A 19,313-nucleotide genomic window follows, 5' to 3' on the forward strand; every position below is an offset into this window, starting at 1 on the left:
CTTTAGTAATAAATCATGAGTGAGTTTTAAGGTGTCGTTATGAGTGAAAATAAGTTAGAGACAGTGTCATCGGTAGCTGATAGTTATCAAGCCAATGATGAATTCATTGAGGAATTACTTAATGACGCTCACTTGTCTGCAACATGGGAACGTTATCATCTTGTCGGCGATGTAATGCGTGGCGAAACGTCAGCCACTATCAACCTTGATATAGCAGCGCAAATTGCTACGGCAATTGATAAAGAACCCAGTATCGTCGCACCAGTAAGTTCTGCAACCGCGCAACGGCAAGTTAATAAAGTTAAAGCAACCTTGTTACAGTTTACTAAACCTTTTGCGCAAGTGGCCATTGCGGCCTCAGCGGCTGGATTAATGGTGTTAGGTGTTCAACAAAATAGCACCGATAATGAAACATTATTGCCTGCGACCCAAGTGGTGAAAACTATGCCGTTAGGTGGTGTTGCTGAGCCGGTGAGTTTGAATTTTCAGCCGGTAAGTCGTACCAGCGAAAAACAAGCATTTATTGCGCAGCAGCGACGATTTCAAGCGTTATTGGCAGATCACCAACAACAAATAAAATTAAGCTCTGTTGATAGCAGTACTAGTTCAATACAAAATAAGGCTGAAGATCCAGCTAAATGAAATTAATTCCGAGTTTGTTGCTACTGATCACCGTTAGCACTTCAGTGGCAGCCACTGAAAATGAAAAAGCTGAGCCTTGGCTGGAACGCCTTGCACAATCGCTACAATCACTTAACTTTAGTACATCTTTTGTTGTCGTTAAAAATAACCAAGCTGAACCTTATCATTGGTTTCATGGTGTTGATGATAACGGCGATGAACTAGAAATATTGTCCTTGTTAAATGGGCCACGTCGAGACGTGCTTCGTAAAAAGAATATTGTTAGTTATATCGAGCCTGAGTTACCACCATACTCTGTGGTTTCTCAGCAAATCACAGGCCCTATTCCGGCAATATTGCGCGGTGATGTTAACTCACTCGCTCAGACTTATGATTTTATATCGGTTGGACGCAGCCGTGTATTAGGGCGACCAGCACAATTGATCCGTATAGTGTCAAAAGATCCGCACCGCTATGGTCACTGGTTATGGTTAGACCAAAAAACGGGCATGTTATTAAAGTTGGCTTTAGCTAACCGAGCGGGACAACTACTTGAGCAGGTGCAATTTACCCATTTAGACATCACGAAAGAACTCAGTGAAAGTTTACGGCAACTACAACAGACGCAGTTGCCAAAAGTGATCGAAATTCCAGAGGGTTATCAAGCGCAATCCCTACAATGGCAGGTTAGCTGGTTACCCGCAGGGTTTACTAAGGTAAATGCTAATCGCCATCGGATAGCGGCAACGAAAAAGCCAGTAGAGTTTATGTTATTTAACGATGGTTTAGTGGATGTTTCAGTCTATGTTAACCCAAGTGAAGATCGACAACGTGCAACGGATTATGTGATGGACGGTGCCACGGTTGTTTTGAATCAAGTGGTTAATAGTTTCGAAGTCAGTGTTGTTGGCAAAATTCCCGCAAAAACAGCAAAAGTGATTGCTGACTCTGTGGTACTAACCGCCAGTGCAGCCCCATGATCGAAGAGCAAGCAACCGTTGTAGCCGTTGACCATGATAGGGTGACAGTCACCAGCAAAATAAAATCTGCCTGTAGTGGCTGCCAGCAAGTTGATAACTGTGGCAGTGGCCAAGTAGCCAAAGCTTTTCCACAAAAAAATTTATCATTAACGCTCAAGTCTTCGCTAGCGCTAAAGCCGGGCGATACTGTGGTGATTGGCTTACAAGAAAGTGCTATGTTACAAGCGGCATGGCAAGTTTATATATGGCCTTTAATTGGTCTGATATTAGCCTCAGGTATAAGCCAGTGGTTAGTGATTAACGCCATATTTAGCCATGAAGCATTTGCCTTGTTATTTGGCGGGCTAGGTGGTGTTGCAGGCTTTTTGTTAGCCAAGCGCCAGCAAATTAGTAGTGCTAATTGTGCCAAGCTAGCGCCAAAAATTGTCCGGCTCGAAAGCCAATCTATTACGATTGCAGAAATCAACGACTGAAAGCGCACATAAAGATAGCCCCAGCGCGCTAAATTAGCTAAAATCTCGCCATTATAGAATTAACCACAAGCTTATTTGACTGCCTATTTATGAAACATATTCGAAATTTTTCTATTATTGCCCATATTGATCACGGTAAATCGACGTTATCGGATCGCCTAATTCAACACTGTGGTGGTCTGCAAGAGCGTGAGATGGAAGCCCAAGTACTTGATTCTATGGATATCGAGCGCGAGCGTGGCATTACCATCAAAGCGCAAAGTGTCACCTTAGACTATCAAGCGAAAGATGGCGAGGTATACCAATTAAACTTCATCGATACACCTGGACATGTTGACTTTTCTTATGAAGTTTCTCGTTCACTTGCCTCTTGTGAAGGCGCCTTGCTGGTGGTTGATGCTGGCCAAGGTGTTGAGGCGCAAACCGTGGCAAACTGTTACACCGCGATTGAAATGGACTTAGAAGTCATTCCCATTTTAAATAAAATAGACTTGCCACAAGCGGATCCTGAGCGTGTCAGCGAGGAAATTGAAGACATTATTGGTATTGATGCCACCGGAGCCGTGACCTGCTCTGCGAAAACCGGTTTAGGTATTGATGATGTATTAGAGACTATTGTTGAAAATATTCCTGCGCCAGAAGGTGACCCTGATGCACCGTTACAGGCGCTAATCATAGATTCATGGTTTGATAATTACCAAGGCGTTGTGTCATTGGTGCGTATCATGAATGGCGAAGTGAAAAAAGGCGATAAAATGGTGGTAATGTCGACCGGACAAAGCCACATCATTGACAAAGTGGGTATTTTTACCCCCAAGCAAACCGATACCGGAATACTCAAAACCGGCGAAGTTGGCTTTATTATCGCCGGTATTAAAGAAATACACGGTGCCCCTGTCGGTGATACCATTACTATCTTGAAAAAAGAAGCGCCCCAGGCATTACCTGGCTTTAAAAAAGTACAACCACAAGTGTATGCTGGCGTTTTCCCCATCAGTTCAGATGACTATGAAAACTTTCGCGAAGCGCTAAACAAACTCAGCCTAAATGATGCTTCATTATTTTTTGAACCAGAGAACTCCTCGGCACTAGGTTTTGGTTTCCGTATTGGCTTTTTAGGTATGTTACACATGGAGATCATTCAAGAGCGCTTGGCGCGTGAATATGATCTCGACTTGATCACCACAGCACCAACCGTAAATTATGAAATTGCCTGTACTAATGGCGACTTACTCTCGATTGATAATCCAAGCGATTTACCCGCCATTAATAACATTGATGAGATCCGTGAGCCGATAGTACAAGCGAATATTTTAGTGCCGCAAGAGCATTTAGGTAATGTCATTACCTTATGCATAGAAAAACGTGGTGTACAAAAAGATATTATCTATCATGGTAAACAAGTGGCGGTCACTTATGAGTTACCTATGGCAGAAGTGGTGATGGACTTTTTTGATAAGTTAAAGTCAACCAGTCGTGGTTATGCCTCACTTGATTATCACTTTGTACGCTTTGAAGCGGCAGATATGGTGCGGGTGGATGTTATGATTAATGGTGATCGTGTTGATGCCTTAGCCATGATCACACATCGCTCTAATTCTGTGTCTCGTGGCCGCATGTTGGTGGAGAAATTGAAAGAGCTTATTCACCGTCAAATGTTTGATATCGCCATTCAAGCGGCGATAGGTAACAATGTTATCGCGCGTACTACAGTGAAACAATTGCGGAAAAACGTGACCGCTAAATGTTACGGTGGCGATATTTCGCGTAAGAAAAAGCTGCTACAAAAACAAAAAGAAGGTAAGAAGCGCATGAAACAAGTGGGTAACGTTGAAGTACCACAAGAAGCGTTTTTAGCTGTGTTAAAACTGGACAAATAACGTAGTTAACTTCTTACTAAACTGAGAACAAAATAGGAATAAAATGGCAGTTTACTTTTCAATATTTTTAGTCATAGTGACCCTAGTTACGGGTATTATTTGGCTAGCAGATAAATTTTATCTAGCACCGCAACGACAACGTAAAGTAGCCGATGCACAAGCGCAATGCGAGCAACCACTTAGTGAGGAAGCGACAGCTAAATTAGCTGAGCCCAATGCACTGGTTGATACCTCAGTACAAATTTTTCCAGTGATAGCATTTGTACTTGTGCTGCGCTCGTTTATCTATGAGCCTTTTCAAATACCGTCTGGTTCAATGATGCCAACCTTATTGGATGGTGATTTTATTTTGGTGAATAAGTTTAATTATGGCCTGCGTGATCCTGTCGCACGGAAGAAGTTTCTGGAAGTGGGTTTACCAGAGCGTGGCGATATCGTGGTTTTTAAATACCCACTTGAGCCACAAATAGACTATATTAAACGTGTAATAGGCTTACCGGGCGATAGGGTGATATATAAAAATAAAATTTTATATATCAAGCGTGCCTGTCAGGCCACAGATGAGCAATGTCCTGATTTTGAACAAGTGCCACAAGACTTTAAAAACAAAGATGATTATTTTGATAATGGTATGCCGTTATCTCGTTACAGTTCAACGCTGGGTGGTAAGCAGCACGACTTTTTAGTGAACGAGCAGGTACTGCCTAGAACACGCCATTACTATAAACAAGCGGGTAGTCAAGCCAATGAATTTGTTGTGCCAAAAGGCCAGTACTTTGTTATGGGTGATAATCGAGACAATAGTTTAGATGGTCGATTTTGGGGCTTTGTACCAGAAGAAAATTTAGTAGGGCAAGCGGTCGCTATTTGGATGAGTTTTGATTTTGAACGTGGCGAAGACAGTTTATTACCCAGTTGGGTGCCGACAGGCGTTAGGTTTTCTCGCATTGGTGGAATAGAATAACCGTGCTACATAATCCTAGCGCTATTGCGCGACTTTCAAAAAAAATAGGTTATCGGTTTAACGATCCTCAGTTGTTAATGCAAGCTCTGACCCACAGAAGTGCCAAGGGAGCGCATAATGAACGACTAGAGTTTTTAGGTGATTCGATTTTAGGCTTTGTCATTGCAGAGTCTTTATATCAAAAGTTTCCTAAGCAAGCAGAAGGTGACTTAACCCGTATGCGCTCGAGTTTAGTTAAAGGTGTGACATTAGCAGAGCTTGGGCGAAGCTTTGATTTAGGGCAATACTTAATACTAGGGCCAGGTGAATTAAAAAGCGGCGGACATCGACGTGACTCTATCCTAGAAGATGCGGTAGAAGCAATAATTGGTGCGGTTTATTTAGACGCAGACTTAGCAACCTGTCAGCGCTTGATCTTGAGTTGGTTTGAGCAGCGCTTAGCGAAAATTAAGCCAGGCAATGAGCAAAAAGACCCGAAAACTCGCTTACAAGAGTATTTACAAGGACGCAAAATAGCCCTACCTAAGTATGAAGTCATCAATACCACAGGGCAATCACACAACCAGCAATTTACTGTTTGTTGTACCACCAGCGTGCTTGAGCAAGCAGTGATCACCAAAGGTAGTAGTCGGCGTAAAGCAGAGCAAGCAGCTGCGTTGCAGGTTTTAGCATTAATCGAGCAAACAACATAGCTTGCCCGACCAATAAGTTGAACTTAACATCATGACAACAGAACAAAAGCATTGCGGCCTTATTGCCATCGTTGGTCGACCCAACGTGGGTAAGTCGACACTATTAAACAGCTTACTTGGCCAAAAAGTCAGTATCACATCGCGTAAACCACAAACGACACGTCATCGGATACTAGGTATTTTAAGCGAAGATCATCATCAAGCGGTCCTTGTTGACACTCCAGGTTTACATAGTGAGGAAAAACGCGCTATCAACCGTTTAATGAATCGGGCGGCCAGCAGCACGTTAGCCGAAGTGGAGATGATTGTATTTCTTGTCGAAGGCACCCACTGGACGAGCGATGATGAAATGGTGTTAGCAAAAATTAAAGCAAGCTCAGCGCCTTGTGTTTTAGCGGTTAATAAAATTGATAATATTCAAGATAGAGACAGTTTGCTACCGCATTTACAAAAGCTTGGGGCAAAACACGACTTTGCCGATATCGTGCCGATTTCCGCCAGCAAAGGCGATAACATCAGCACCATTAAAAAGCTTTGCTTTCAGGCATTGCCCGCCGGAGAGTTTTGGTTTCCAGAAGACTATATTACCGATCGCTCAAGCCGGTTTATGGCCTCAGAAATTATGCGTGAAAAACTGATCCGTTTTACCGGTGACGAACTGCCTTATTCAACAACTGTAGAAATAGAACAATTTAAGCTGGATGAAAAAGGTATTTTGCATATAAATGCGTTAGTGTTAGTGGAGCGAAGTAGTCAAAAACGCATGATCATAGGTAATAAAGGTGAAAAGTTAAAAGTTATCGGCCAAGAGGCGCGACGAGACATGGAAAACTTATTTGAGCGCAAGGTGTTTTTAGAAACTTGGGTGAAAGTTAAATCAGGTTGGGCTGATGACGAAAGAGCCTTAAGAAGTTTAGGCTATGGTGATGACTACTCGGGGTAATTTTATCGGCGGCGGTGCAGCGTGTTAGCCTACTACCTATGAATTAACGCGAGATAGTGTATTTGGAAATTGCAATGCAAGAGTATTCGCAAGCAGCATTTGTACTTCATACTCGGCCTTACCGAGAAAACCAGCTACTGGTTGATTTATTTACCCAGCACCATGGCAAACTTGCCGCGCTCAGCTACATTGGTCATACAACTAAGTCGAGTCGAAAAGCTTTATTGCAACCTTTTTTGCCGATTAGCGTAACTTTAAAAGGCCAACACAGTTTAAAAAACTTGTTGCGAGTCGAGCCTGCAGGTAAATCATTTTTATTACAAAAGCAGGCGTTGTTCAGTGGCTTTTATATCAATGAACTATTAGTGAAATTACTGCCTGAAAATATCGCTTGTAGTGCGCTATATCAGCAATACAGCCTGTGTTTACAGGCGTTAGCAGCTACCGATAACATAGAAGTGTCATTGCGAGAGTTTGAGCTAATCTTGATGGATGAACTGGGGGTAGCCTTTGATTTTTCCATTGTTTTTGAGCATCAAGCTAGCGGTTTTTATTATTTGCCAGATGACGGCTTTATGCCAGCCTATACCAAATTAAAACAAAGCTGCTATGATCGCCAACACCTGCAAGCCATTGCTAAGCGCGATTTATCATGCTCACAGGTGCGTAGCACCTTTAAAGCCTTAATGCGGCAAGTAATAAATCACTTACTCAAGGGCGTACCGCTCAATAGCAGAAAGTTATTTAGTAACGAGCTAGGCAAAAGTAGGCGTTAATATTTTAATCGAACCCTAAGGTGATGGCGGTAACAAGCGCTCAATTCTCCGCTGAACCAATAGAGAACAATGAAGCAAATAAGAGATTAACAATGAAAGATATTTTATTAGGCGTAAACGTCGATCATATTGCCACCTTGCGTCAGGCGCGTGGTACAAACTATCCGGATCCTGTTTATGCTGCCTCAGTGGCAGAACATGCTGGCGCAGATGGCATTACCGTGCATTTAAGAGAAGATCGTCGCCATATTCAAGACCGAGATATTTACCTACTTAAACAAACGTTACATACCCGCATGAACTTTGAGATGGCGGTGACTGAAGAAATGTTGGCCATAGCTTGTGATGTTAAGCCTAGGTTTTGCTGTCTTGTGCCCGAGAAGCGTGAAGAGTTAACCACTGAAGGTGGCTTAGATGTTGCTGGGCAACAAGAGAAAATAAATGCGGCTGTGGCACGGCTAGCCGCTGTTGGTATTGAAACTAGCTTATTTATTGATGCAGATAAGGCCCAAATTGATGCCGCAGTTGCCAGTAAAGCCAGTTATATCGAAATCCATACCGGACAATACGCCGAGGCAGAAACTGAAGCTCAGCAACAAGTTGAATTAGCTCGTATTGTTGAAGGCACAACCTATGCCCATGGTTTAGGGTTAAAGGTGAATGCGGGCCATGGTCTGAACTACTTTAACGTTAAGCCAATCGCGGAAATCCCTGAAATTATTGAGCTCAATATTGGTCATGCTATTATTGCCCGTGCCGCTATTGATGGCTTAGAAAAAGCGACCAGAGATATGAAACAACTAATGCTTGAAGCACGAGGCATATAAACGTATTAAATTGAGGGTTTTGTTGTGTCAGTGGTAGGTATTGGTACCGATATTGTTGATATTCGTCGCATCGCCAAGATGTCTGATAATGCTCAGCTTCGCTTGGCAAAACGTATATTGACGCCAAACGAACAACAATATTATTTTACCTTAAAACAACCTGAGCGCTTTCTTGCAAAGCGCTGGGCGGGTAAAGAAGCGATGGCAAAAGCGATAGGAACTGGCATTGCATCAGGAGTGTCATTTCAACATATCGAGATAGTATCCTTAGCTTCCGGTCAACCCACGCTAGTGTTAAGCTTGCAAGCGTTAGCTTTAGCGACAGGCTTGGGTGCCAACACTTGGCATATTTCCTTATCTGATGAAAAAAATTACGCGACGGCTTTCGTTGTATTATCACAATAAGTCGTTTTGTCACAATAATAAGGCTAATATTCTCACGACATCATAAAATTTACGTGCTAGTTTGATTAAATGCTCTATACTGAAATAAGATCAGGCTGAAGATTGTTGTCAATACCTGAACATAAAGGAGTAGTGATGCCGTTGCAAAAACAACCTATTATTGATCGGCGAAAAGAGTCATCAGAGCAAGCTGCTGCTTGGTCTAAACTTTCATTGGCGCAAAAATTCTCAGCAAGTAGTTTAGGTAAGTTTGGCTACGAGCTAAAGTTTGTTCGCAATGAACACGGCCATAGCTTAGCGGTATTAATGTGTAACTCAGGCATTGCTGTGATCACGGAAGATGGCGATATTAATACCTCTCCAGATATCAAAGTACGTTAACCTGCTCGTATTTATAACCTACCCATATTCGCCTTTAGTGCTTCAACATAGCGAGTGTCATCGTTCTATGTCGCGTGATGAAGAGTGACAGCTAACAAGTAATATTTATCGTTAGCTATTCATTTTCAAGCGTTTTTACAAAGTCAGCTGCATCTTCTAGCACCAAATCTATTTGTTCAAAAAATTCAAAAAACTCTGGCTCAAGATCGGCTAAACTCAAGCCGCGCTTGAGTTCGGTTTCTAATTCATGTGTAACTTTACCAAGTTTTGGCACACCCGAGTAACAGCAGGCGCCATTGAGTTTGTGGATTAAGGCTTTTAATTGCTCAATATCTTGTGATATCAAGGCTTCGGCAATATTTGCTTTACTTTCCGGTAGGCTATTGACTAAGCCAATGAACATATCTTTGGCTAATACTGGCTTTTGTCCCGCACGTTGTAATGCCAGTGGCCAATCAATGGTTTTTGCATTGACATTAGCCATCACTCGCTCAGTTATGGCATTAGGCTCGGGGCGCAGGCCAAGTAAGGTCGGATCACAATATTCGTAAATACTATGGTGTAGCATGGCTTCGTCAATTGGTTTCGTTATAAATGAATTGAAGCCGAGCTCGAGTAACCTATCTTTTTCTTCGCCAAAAGCGTGTGCGGTAACCGCGATAATAGGCGTGGTTTCATGTAAGGTTTGTTGACGAATCTGCTGCAAAGCAGAAATACCATCGAGAACTGGCATTTGTATATCCATAAAGATAATCGCAAATTTTTCATGACGACATAATTCTACGGCTTGTGCGCCATCCGTTGCTGTAGCAACGCTAGTTACTTGCTCAAGTAACATGGCATTAATGAGTTTTAAGTTTGCTTCGTTGTCATCTACTGCCAGCACTTTTATTGGTAGTTTATGCTCCACCAGTTGACTGTGTTGGGCATCATCAACGGTTGCAGGTATTAAGGCTTTTAATAAGCGCTGCATAGTAATAGGTTTACTAATACAGGACTTTGCGCCGCTTGCCACTATGGCTTGATGTAAACTTGGCGAGTTACTATTTACCGCAAGGTGTATAGCTGCTATGTGTTGTTTTAAGTGTGAAATGAGTGTTTTCGCATCATCAAGTGCTGCCGGGGTGACATCGTGGCCAATCAGTGCAAAATCAAAGCCAGCCAGCCGTTCTTTATCGGCAACTATGCATGCTAACTCACTGGCTTGACTAATACAGGTTACTTGCATATGCCATGCCGCAAGGATCTCACTAGTCGCCACTCGGCTGGCAAGATGTGGCTCGTAATATAATATTGTACGATTTTTTAATGATTGTGGCGCTGCTGGTTGTAGTGCTGGTAAAGGGTTCAGTTCACATTGAAAGGTGAACCAGAAAGTAGAGCCATCTCCTTCAACGCTTTCAAAGCCTATACTGCCTTGTAATTCTTGTGCTAATCGCTGCGAAATAACTAAACCTAAGCCTGTGCCACCATATAGGCGCGTTACACTTTTATCACCTTGGCTGAAGGCTTCAAAGAGCGAGTTTTGTTGTTGGCTTGGAATGCCTATGCCGGTATCTTGCACGGTTACTCTTATTTTGTATAAATTCTTGCCAACTACATGACCTTCAAGGTTAATATCAACCGCGCCAGTGTCAGTAAACTTAATCGCATTATTGGCAAGGTTTACCATTACCTGTTTAATGCGCATTGCGTCACCAATCAGCGAGTCTGGCAATTGTGGGCTAACGCGTAATGATAACTCGATATTCTTTTTATGGGCGCTCGGAGCGAGTAAGGTGAGGGTTTCTTCCACTGATTCACGCAGTGAAAATGGAATGTTTTCAATGACTAACTTACCAGCATCAAGTTTAGAAAAGTCTAAAATATCGTTAATAATTGATAACAAATGGCCCGCGGATCGCTCGATAGTTTGCAAGTGATCTCTTTGCGTATCACTTAACGGCGTTTTTAGCACTTGTCGGGTAAAGCCAATAACCCCGTTTAGCGGTGTGCGTAATTCGTGACTCATATTGGCCAAGAATTCCGATTTTACTTTGTTTGCATCTTACGCTTTACGCTTGGCAATATCAAGCTCAACGTTCTGAATTTCAAATTGCTCTAAGCTTTCTCTGAGATCTATGGTGGCTTGATCTATACTACGTTGCATCTCATCTTGATAGTCACCTAGCGATTGCGCCATGGCGTTAACGCCATTTTTTAAAAAGTTTAATTCGCCAATTAACTGCCCACTAATACGACTTTCAATTTTACCTTCTCGGATTCGATCTATGGCCGTCACCATAGAAGAAACGGGGCGTGCAACACTGTTAATCAGTTTGAAGGCAAAAAAAGCACTGGCAATTACACCGGCAAGGACAATGATAAAGACATGCACCAATAATTTTTGTTGAGCATATTGAATATTACTTTTGTCGATTTGCATGGCAATATAACCAATAATATCGCTTTCCACGCCCAAGACGCTATTCGTGTTTTGAGCATTGCTTTCATTAATAATAGGTGCGCGAAACACTAAATAATCACCAAAGTCATCAAAAACAATACGATTGGGTATGCTTTGACCGGCTTTAATACGCATAGTATGCGTATCACCATGGTAGGCGCTGGTAACAAATATTTGATTATCTTGGGTAAAAACAGCAATGCTTTTGATGATATTTGACTGGCTACGATGGCTGAAGCCGATAAGGGATCTTAAATCTGCACGCTCCTTAGCTAATAAAGGCGCGGCACTACTAATGGCTAACGGTGCAATAATACTGGTGGCACGTTGATAAAGAAATTGCTCAAGCTCGCTATAGCGACTGTAAGACAAGTAACTTGCAATAACTAAACTGATTATAGTTGTTGGTACGATTGTTAATAAAATCCCCCAATCTTTCAGGCTTATTTTATGCATTTTTAGTTGAGCTATAGGGTAAAATCATCCAATGAATAACGCTATAATGGCACAGAAGCGAACAATACCAAATAAGAAATCGTTCACTAGCGCAGCAAAGCCGAGAATATTACAGTCTGTCAGTGGCTTATTAACCCTTCACGCCAACAAAATAGTGGTAACAATGTTATGGTGCAAATATTTAAAGCAAGTTCGAAAAAAACACAAGTAAAACAAAACTTGACCGTAACAGTGCAGCGCTTAGATCAACATGGCTGTGGTGTTGCTGTGCAGGGCAAAAAAGCTGTGTTTATTGACGGAGCTTTACCTGGTGAAACTGTGCAAGTGCAAGTCTATGAGCAAAAAAGTAAGTTTTTAAAAGCCAAGTTGCAACAAGTGATCACCGAGAGCGAAGCCCGAGTTGCAGTAAAGTGTCGGCACTTTTATCATTGTGGCGGTTGTAACCTGCAACATCTTGCCTATCAACAGCAACTGACCTATAAGCAAGATAAAGTCAGTCAATTGTTTGCTCGTGAAGGCATAAACATAGCGCTGCCTTGGCAAAGTCACATTACCAGCCAACCATGGCAATACCGTCGTAAAGCAAGAATAGGCGTGCAATACAATAAGCAGGGCAATGCCATAATAGGCTTTCGTCGGCGCGCGAGTAACGACTTAACCACCATTACATCTTGTCCTGTTTTAGACGCTGCGTTTGCTGATATATTCACTGAGTTAACAGCATTGCTGCCCAAGTTATCCGGAAAAAACGCCATTGGTCATGTTGAAGTTATTGCCGCAAATGCCAATGTAGTGGTTGTGCGTCAGTTGCTCAATGCTAGCCCTCAGGATAAGCAGCATTGGCAAGACTTTGCTAAGAAAAATAATTATTTAGTATATTTGGATGACGGTAAACAACTGACAGCATTAAGTGATGATCAGCCGTTACACTATCGCGTCACAGACACACTTACAATTGAATTTTCAGTTAATGACTTTATTCAAATTAACCATAAAGTTAATCAGCAGATGGTGGCGCAAGCGCAAGCTTGGTTAGCGTTAAAGCCACAGGATAGGGTGTTAGACTTGTTTTCTGGCTTAGGTAACTTTAGTTTGCCAATTGCTCAGCAAGTTCAGGCCGTGGTGGGTATTGAAGGTGTTCCAGCTATGGTCGCTAAAGCGCAAAATAACGCTAAGCGTAATGGCATTGATAATTGTCAATTTTATCAAGCCGATCTCAACAGTGATTGGCATGCACAGCCTTGGGTAACCGTCAAATACACAAAAGCGTTACTCGACCCCGCGCGTGCAGGAGCATATCAAGCCATTAGGCAATTATTACTGCTAAACATTAAATCCATACTGTATGTGAGTTGCGATCCTGCAACACTAGCCCGAGATGCCAAACTACTGCTATCCCATGGCTATAAAGTTGAAAAAATTGCCTTAATCGATATGTTTTCTCAAACAAAGCATGTGGAAACTATGGTAATGTTTAGCCTGTAGATCGCTTGATATATTGTTTAATATAAACGGTTGAAAATGGAACGGAGGTAAGGAGTCCTATGGTTTCTGTACGCAAGTCACATCAGATGTCGGCAGCAAACTTTGAACAGTGGTTAGGCTCGCTTGAATTAGAGTCAGACAAAAAAAATGCCCTAGAAGCTTTGTATCAACAAGTACATCACTTATTTGATGATACAAGCTCATGCCAAGCAAAATCATTAGAGATGGTAGAGATACTTGCCGCTTTAAACCTAGATACCGACTCCTTATGTGCAGCATTTGTTTGTCCACTATATGAAAGCGAGATAATAAGCTTAGAATACATTGCAGAGCATTTCTCCCAGCAAATATATTTGCTCTGTAAAGGTGTTGGTCAGATGGAAGCCATCAAAGCTTTACAACAGTCACAGGCCAGCCATGTTAGCAGCAATCAAATCGATAATATTCGCCGTATGCTGTTGGCAATGGTGGAAGATGTGCGCGCTGTGGTTATCAAGCTCGCTGAGCGCTTATGCCATTTACGTTTGGTAAAAAACAGTGATGAAGAAACCCGGGTATTAGCGGCCAAAGAAACCAGTAATATTTATGCGCCGTTAGCGAACCGCTTAGGTATAGGGCAACTAAAGTGGGAGCTTGAAGATCTATCTTTTCGTTATTTACACCCTGATGTTTATAAAAAAATTGCCAAACAACTTGACGAAAAGCGCTTAGACCGTGAACGCTACATGGCTGACTTTGTAAAGAATATTTCAGAGCAACTGCAAGCGGCAGGGATCAAAGGCACAGTGGTGGGTCGGCCTAAGCACATTTACAGTATTTGGAAAAAAATGCAGCAAAAGTCACTCGACTTTGAACAGTTATTTGATGTTCGTGCGGTGCGTATTATTGTTGATGAACTGCAAGGTTGCTATGGTGCTTTAGGGCTAGTACACACCAGTTGGAAGCATTTACCCAAAGAGTTCGACGACTATGTTGCCACACCAAAAGCCAATGGCTATCAATCTATTCACACTGTAGTTATAGGTCCAGAAGGCAAAGCAATTGAAGTGCAAATTAGAACGCAACAAATGCATGACGATGCTGAACTCGGTGTGGCCGCCCATTGGCGTTATAAAGAAGGCAGTACCAGTGGCAAAAGCTCAGGCTTTGATGAAAAAGTCAGTTGGTTAAGAAAAATATTGCAATGGCAAGAGGACGTTTCAGAAAGTGGTGAGTTACTTGATGAGTTACGCAGCCAAGTATTTGAAGATAGAATTTATGTGTTTACCCCTAAAGGTGATGTGGTTGACTTACCTACAGGGGCTACGCCACTCGACTTTGCTTATTATATTCACTCTAATGTCGGCCATAGCTGCATTGGCGCGAAAGTATTTGGCCGTATCGTGCCGTTTACCCATACTTTACAAACCGGTGATAAAGTTGAAATATTGCGTAGTAAAAAGCTTAACCCGAGCAGAGACTGGTTGAACCCGAGTCTAAACTATCTGCACACACCGCGGGCGCGGGCTAAAGTTCAGCATTTTTTCCGTTTACTCGATCGCGATAAAAACTTAGCCGCGGGTAAAGAAATGTTAGAAGCCGCATTAGCTAAGTTACAGTTATCCTTGGCGAAAGTCGATTTGTCAGCTGCAATCGAACGCTTTAACTTCACCACCAAGGATGACTTGTTTGCTGCCATTGGCTCAGGTAATACCCGATTATTACAAGTGGTGCACTGTATTCAACAACAAGAAATAAGTGCTAAGCCTGAAGTAGAAATAGACCCACAAAGCTTGGTTCGCCAGCCTCAGCAAGCGGATAGCCAAGCCGGTGATAACAATGGTATTACGGTTTCAGGGGTTGGTAACTTATTAACGCACATGGCGAAATGTTGCCAACCCGTACCCGGTGATGAAATTTCTGGTTTTATTACCCAAGGGCGCGGTATTTCCGTACATCGCCTTGATTGTGAACAGCTTGCCAACGCCCTTGAACAACAGCCTGAGCGCGAAGTTGAAGTGCAATGGGGCGGTGAAAATAACAAAAGTTATCAAGTGAGTATCAATATTATTGGTGGCGATCGTCAAGGCCTACTCAGAGATATTTCCACCATTATTTCTAATGACAGGGTGAGTATTATTGGCATTGAAAGCAATACCGATCATGTAAAACAAAGCATGAGTATGACCATCAAAATTGAGATCAGTAATAACCAAGCACTGACGCGACTACTGGCGAAACTAAAGCAACTTGATGACGTAGTTGAAGCGAAACGATTATAGGTAAAATAAATATGTTAAATGATAAACCCTCGCTTGCTAAGCTGCGTTGGATCATGGCGGAGTTACGCAACCCTGATACGGGTTGTCCGTGGGATCTCAAGCAAACCTTTGCTTCTATAATTCCCCATACTATAGAAGAAGCATATGAAGTTGCTGATGCTATTGAACGGGAAGATTTTAGCGAGTTAGAAAAAGAGCTCGGTGATTTATTATTTCAAGTGGTGTTTTATAGCCAACTGGGCGCTGAAGAAAAACGTTTTGATTTTGACAGCGTGGTCAGCGCGGTTTGTGAAAAGCTTATTCGTCGACACCCACATGTATTTGCTAATAGTGACTTACAAAGCGATGCAGAAATAAAAGCTAATTGGGAAAATGAAAAAAGCAAAGAGCGACAGGCCAAAAATAACGACACAAACCTCAGCGTGCTTGCTGATATTCCGCGCAATTTACCGGCATTATCGCAAGCAGCAAAAATTCAAAAGCGTTGTGCCCATGTTGGCTTTGACTGGCATAACATTGATGATGTTGTTGCAAAAGTTGAAGAAGAGCTGCGAGAAGTTAAGGCAGAGTTACATCATGATGACCAAGCTTTAGCAGCCGAGTTAGGGGATTTAATGTTTGCGGTGGTTAACTTATGTCGTCATGCCAAGCAAGATCCTGAAAGCTTATTACGTCAGGCAAATCAAAAATTCAGTCAACGTTTTAATGGCGTTGAAGCACAAGTACAACAAGCTAATAAAAGCTTTCAACAACACACCTTGGCCGAACTTGAAACCTATTGGCAACAAGTAAAAGCGGCGGAAAAGTCTTAAGCAAGGTTTACGCAAGTAAATAATTCAATATCTTTGAGGTTAAAATGAATGCATTGCCCAAATTAGTCGACAGTACCCTAAGCCTAGAAAATAACATAGTGACCCTAACCTTTAATCGTCACGATGTGCGTAATGCGTTAACCGGCACCGCCATCACAGACGATATCGTAAATACGGTCGAGTGGATTAACCGCACACCTGAAATCGCGGTGCTGATCATTACTGGCGCAGGCTCGGCATTTTCTTCTGGTGGTAATATTAAAGACATGGCAGAGCGAGCAGGGGACTTTGCCGGCGACGTGCAAACACTAGAGCGACGTTACCGTGAAGGAATACAGCGCATTCCATTAGCTTTGCATAAGTTAGAAGTGCCCGTAATTGCCGCAATTAACGGCCCAGCCATAGGCGCTGGGTTTGATATTGCCAACATGTGTGATATTCGTATTGCCTCAAATAAAGCGAAATTTGGCGAGACCTTTGTCAACTTAGGCATAATTCCTGGCGATGGTGGCGCGTGGTTTATGCAACGCTTAATTGGCTATCAAAAGGCGGCGGAATTAACCTTTACCGGTCGGGTTATAGATGCGCAAGAAGCGAAAGCAATTGGGGTGGTATTAGACGTTACCACGCCAGAGAACTTGCTCAATGAAGTTAATGCCTTAGCAAAAACTATTGCCGCCAAACCTGTGGCCTCACTGCGCTTAACAAAACGCTTAATGAAGTTAGCACAACGTACTGAGCTACCTGATTTTCTAGATATATGTGCGGTATTTCAAGGTATGTGCCATAACAATCCAGAGCATTTAACGGCGGTAAATGCCATGCTGGAAAAACTGGCGAAATAAAGCGCTTCAATCAAGCGGCAATTCGGCAAACTTAGCGCGTTGTATTGTCGATAAGTCGTAAATTGCATGCCAGTGGTAGCGAAATATTAACGCTAAGGTTGCCGTAGTGACTAGGTTAATATATGCCGCAATTGGGCGATAAAGTGATCTATATCGGCTTTATTAATATCTAAATGAGTTACCAAGCGCACCGGCTTACCGGCACTGATTAATATGCCGTTTTCGTTAAGTTTATTGACGACAAGCGGCAAATCAACCGAGTCAGCAAAGTGGGCAAAAACCATGTTGGTTTCAACCTGGTTAAGGTCAAGGCTTATGTCAGCAAACTGCTGTAACTGTGTTGCTAAATATTTTGCGTTGTCATGATCTTGCTGTAACTTGTTCGGGTTTTGCTGCAACGCAATGTTGGCCGCAGCGGCTAAAATACCCGCTTGCCGCATACCGCCGCCGAGCACCTTGCGCCATCGTCGCGCTGACTTTATAACTGCGCTTGAGCCCAGTAATAATGAGCCTACGGGGGCACCAAGGCCCTTAGATAAACAAATTGACATCGAATCAACATACTGACAAATATCGCTAATATCGACCTTGAGCGCTGTTGCGGCATTGTAAATGCGGGCACCGTCTAAGTGCAGTTGTAGCTGATGCTGGCGGGTAAAGTCACGCGCTTTAGTCATATAGCTTAGCGGTAACACTTTACCATTAATGGTGTTTTCAATACTGAGTAACGTGGTACGGGCAAAATGAGCGTCGTCCGGCTTGATGGCAGCGGCAAGTTTGTCAAAGCACAAACTACCATCTTCTTCATTAGCAATAGGTTGTGGCTGAATGGAGCCTAAAACGGCGGCGCCGCCACCTTCGAACTTATAATTGTGGGCTTGCTGGCCGCAAAGGTATTCATCACCGCGCTGACAATGTGCCATCAAGGCTAATAAATTAGCTTGTGTGCCTGAGCTACAAAACAGTGCCGCGGCAAAACCATGACGCTGTGCCGCCCAAGACTCCAGTGCGTTAACGCTAGGGTCATCACCATAAACATCGTCGCCTACCTCGGCATTTGCCATAGCTTGGCGCATTTGTTGGCAAGGGCGGGTAACCGTATCAGAACGAAAATCAATCATGCTAGACCTTTATCATAAGTCAATGAAAGCGTGAAAAAAGGCATCGAAATGGATGCCTTTTCATGTGGATGCCAAGTTTGCTCAGCCGTTACTGGGCAAGGTCAGCATTGTGATAAATATTTTGTACGTCATCACAGTCTTCTAACATAGTAATGAATTTTTCAAAGTTAGCGAGATCTTCTTCAGCGGTAATTTCAGTATAGGTTTGTGGTACCCAAGTAATTTCTTCTACTTCAAGTTCGTACTCTGGCATGCTGTTGGCAAATTCAGTTTTAATTTTGAAAAACTCAGTGTGTGGTGCGTACACAGTAACTATGCCATCTTCAAGTTCAACGTCGGTGACATCAATATCGGCCATCATTAAGTTTTCTAATACGCTTTCATCATCGTCGCCTTTAAAAGCAAAAACTGCTTGATGATCAAACATATGTGAAACTGTGCCTGATGAGCCAATTTTAGAGTGCGTTTTGGTAAAACACTGACGGACATCTTTAATGGTACGATTGCCATTATCGGTTAAACAATCAATGATCACCATGCAGTTACCCGGACCAAAGCCTTCATAGCGGGCTTCAACATAATCTTCGCCGCCTGTGCCTTTAGCTTTATCAATGGCTTTTTCAATAACATGACTAGGAACTTGGTCTTTTTTCGCCTTTTCAATGGTGCGGCGTAAGGCGAGATTACTGTCGGGATCAACACCGCCATTTTTTGCTATAACATAAATTTCTTTACCGTACTTTGAATAGACTTTAGTTTTTTGGCCTGCAGTTTTGGCCATAGATAATTTACGGTTTTGGTATGCTCTGCCCATCTTAATACGTCTCGTTGCTAATGATTAAAAATTTGATGCGCTAGATTCTAACGGCTAGCGCCTGCTATTGCTAGTGCTGCACCCAGATGAACTTTTAATTTTTTGTCACGCATGTAAAGATTGGCAGTATT

At 42.7% G+C, this 19,313-nt stretch carries 19 protein-coding genes; 15 read left to right on the top strand and 4 right to left on the bottom strand.

Going from position 1 to position 19,313, the window contains the following annotated elements; translation table 11 throughout:
• Nucleotides 1-39: 39 nt before the first annotated feature.
• The 11 genes from B6K83_RS04215 (at nt 40) to B6K83_RS04265 (ending at nt 8,942) form a co-directional block, all read left to right on the top strand.
• Nucleotides 40-642, top strand: a complete 603-nt coding sequence (locus B6K83_RS04215; RefSeq protein ID WP_085283568.1) for a sigma-E factor negative regulatory protein — start codon at nt 40-42, stop codon at nt 640-642.
• Nucleotides 639-1,601, top strand: coding sequence for a MucB/RseB C-terminal domain-containing protein (locus B6K83_RS04220; protein WP_085283570.1), 963 nt, complete (start codon nt 639-641; stop codon nt 1,599-1,601). The genes B6K83_RS04215 and B6K83_RS04220 overlap by 4 nt, the downstream gene beginning before the upstream one ends.
• The gene (locus B6K83_RS04225) at nt 1,598-2,074 is read left to right on the top strand and encodes a SoxR reducing system RseC family protein (RefSeq protein WP_085283572.1); all 477 of its coding nucleotides are present in this window, start codon (nt 1,598-1,600) and stop codon (nt 2,072-2,074) included. The genes B6K83_RS04220 and B6K83_RS04225 overlap by 4 nt, the downstream gene beginning before the upstream one ends.
• 89 nt (nt 2,075-2,163) lie before the next feature.
• Complete coding sequence (gene lepA, locus B6K83_RS04230) at nt 2,164-3,954, top strand: translation elongation factor 4 (RefSeq protein ID WP_085283574.1); 1,791 nt, start codon at nt 2,164-2,166, stop codon at nt 3,952-3,954.
• 43 nt (nt 3,955-3,997) lie between these two features.
• Nucleotides 3,998-4,918, top strand: a complete 921-nt coding sequence (lepB, locus tag B6K83_RS04235; protein ID WP_085283576.1) for a signal peptidase I — start codon at nt 3,998-4,000, stop codon at nt 4,916-4,918.
• Between the two features lie 2 nt (nt 4,919-4,920).
• Entirely contained in the window at nt 4,921-5,610 is a 690-nt protein-coding gene (rnc, locus tag B6K83_RS04240; protein ID WP_092251240.1) for a ribonuclease III, read from the top strand.
• A 31-nt stretch (nt 5,611-5,641) separates the two neighbouring features.
• On the top strand, nt 5,642-6,553 hold the full coding sequence (gene era, locus B6K83_RS04245) for a GTPase Era (protein WP_085283578.1): 912 nt from the start codon (nt 5,642-5,644) through the stop codon (nt 6,551-6,553).
• Between the two features lie 74 nt (nt 6,554-6,627).
• Nucleotides 6,628-7,329: a DNA repair protein RecO gene (recO, locus tag B6K83_RS04250; protein WP_085283579.1), complete on the top strand. Its 702-nt coding sequence runs from the start codon at nt 6,628-6,630 to the stop codon at nt 7,327-7,329.
• A gap of 92 nt (nt 7,330-7,421) precedes the next feature.
• Nucleotides 7,422-8,156 (top strand): pyridoxine 5'-phosphate synthase, encoded by a 735-nt coding sequence (gene pdxJ, locus B6K83_RS04255; protein WP_085283581.1) that lies wholly within the window; start codon nt 7,422-7,424, stop codon nt 8,154-8,156.
• 24 nt (nt 8,157-8,180) lie between these two features.
• Entirely contained in the window at nt 8,181-8,561 is a 381-nt protein-coding gene (gene acpS / locus B6K83_RS04260; protein WP_085283583.1) for a holo-ACP synthase, read from the top strand.
• A gap of 135 nt (nt 8,562-8,696) precedes the next feature.
• Nucleotides 8,697-8,942 (top strand): hypothetical protein, encoded by a 246-nt coding sequence (locus B6K83_RS04265; protein ID WP_175474816.1) that lies wholly within the window; start codon nt 8,697-8,699, stop codon nt 8,940-8,942.
• A gap of 115 nt (nt 8,943-9,057) precedes the next feature.
• Here the strand turns inward: B6K83_RS04265 and B6K83_RS04270 are convergent, their stop codons facing one another.
• Together B6K83_RS04270 and B6K83_RS18525 are read right to left on the bottom strand one after the other, a co-directional pair.
• Nucleotides 9,058-10,962 carry a response regulator gene (locus B6K83_RS04270; RefSeq protein WP_269843988.1) on the bottom strand — a complete coding sequence of 635 codons (1,905 nt, stop codon included), beginning with the start codon at nt 10,960-10,962 and terminating at the stop codon, nt 9,058-9,060.
• A 27-nt stretch (nt 10,963-10,989) separates the two neighbouring features.
• Entirely contained in the window at nt 10,990-11,844 is an 855-nt protein-coding gene (locus tag B6K83_RS18525) for a HAMP domain-containing protein (protein ID WP_233143791.1), read from the bottom strand.
• Between the two features lie 168 nt (nt 11,845-12,012).
• Between B6K83_RS18525 and rlmD the strand changes: the two genes are divergently transcribed.
• From rlmD to B6K83_RS04290, 4 genes are read left to right on the top strand one after another with little or no spacing between them, the layout of a single operon-like run.
• Nucleotides 12,013-13,329, top strand: coding sequence for a 23S rRNA (uracil(1939)-C(5))-methyltransferase RlmD (gene rlmD, locus B6K83_RS04275; RefSeq protein WP_085283587.1), 1,317 nt, complete (start codon nt 12,013-12,015; stop codon nt 13,327-13,329).
• Between the two features lie 59 nt (nt 13,330-13,388).
• Nucleotides 13,389-15,590 carry a GTP diphosphokinase gene (gene relA / locus B6K83_RS04280; protein ID WP_085283589.1) on the top strand — a complete coding sequence of 734 codons (2,202 nt, stop codon included), beginning with the start codon at nt 13,389-13,391 and terminating at the stop codon, nt 15,588-15,590.
• An 11-nt stretch (nt 15,591-15,601) separates the two neighbouring features.
• On the top strand, nt 15,602-16,402 hold the full coding sequence (gene mazG / locus B6K83_RS04285; RefSeq protein WP_085283591.1) for a nucleoside triphosphate pyrophosphohydrolase: 801 nt from the start codon (nt 15,602-15,604) through the stop codon (nt 16,400-16,402).
• 44 nt (nt 16,403-16,446) lie between these two features.
• A complete protein-coding gene (locus tag B6K83_RS04290) occupies nt 16,447-17,247 on the top strand; it encodes an enoyl-CoA hydratase-related protein (RefSeq protein WP_085283593.1) in 801 nt (266 codons plus the stop codon).
• 110 nt (nt 17,248-17,357) lie between these two features.
• On the opposite strand, the gene ltaE is transcribed toward B6K83_RS04290, so the two are convergent.
• Nucleotides 17,358-18,368, bottom strand: coding sequence for a low-specificity L-threonine aldolase (gene ltaE, locus B6K83_RS04295; protein WP_175474815.1), 1,011 nt, complete (start codon nt 18,366-18,368; stop codon nt 17,358-17,360).
• A gap of 88 nt (nt 18,369-18,456) precedes the next feature.
• Nucleotides 18,457-19,182, bottom strand: coding sequence for a YebC/PmpR family DNA-binding transcriptional regulator (locus B6K83_RS04300; protein ID WP_085283595.1), 726 nt, complete (start codon nt 19,180-19,182; stop codon nt 18,457-18,459).
• Nucleotides 19,183-19,313 lie beyond the last annotated feature (131 nt).

It is taken from the genome of Colwellia chukchiensis, assembly GCF_002104455.1.
Classification (GTDB): domain Bacteria; phylum Pseudomonadota; class Gammaproteobacteria; order Enterobacterales; family Alteromonadaceae; genus Cognaticolwellia; species Cognaticolwellia chukchiensis.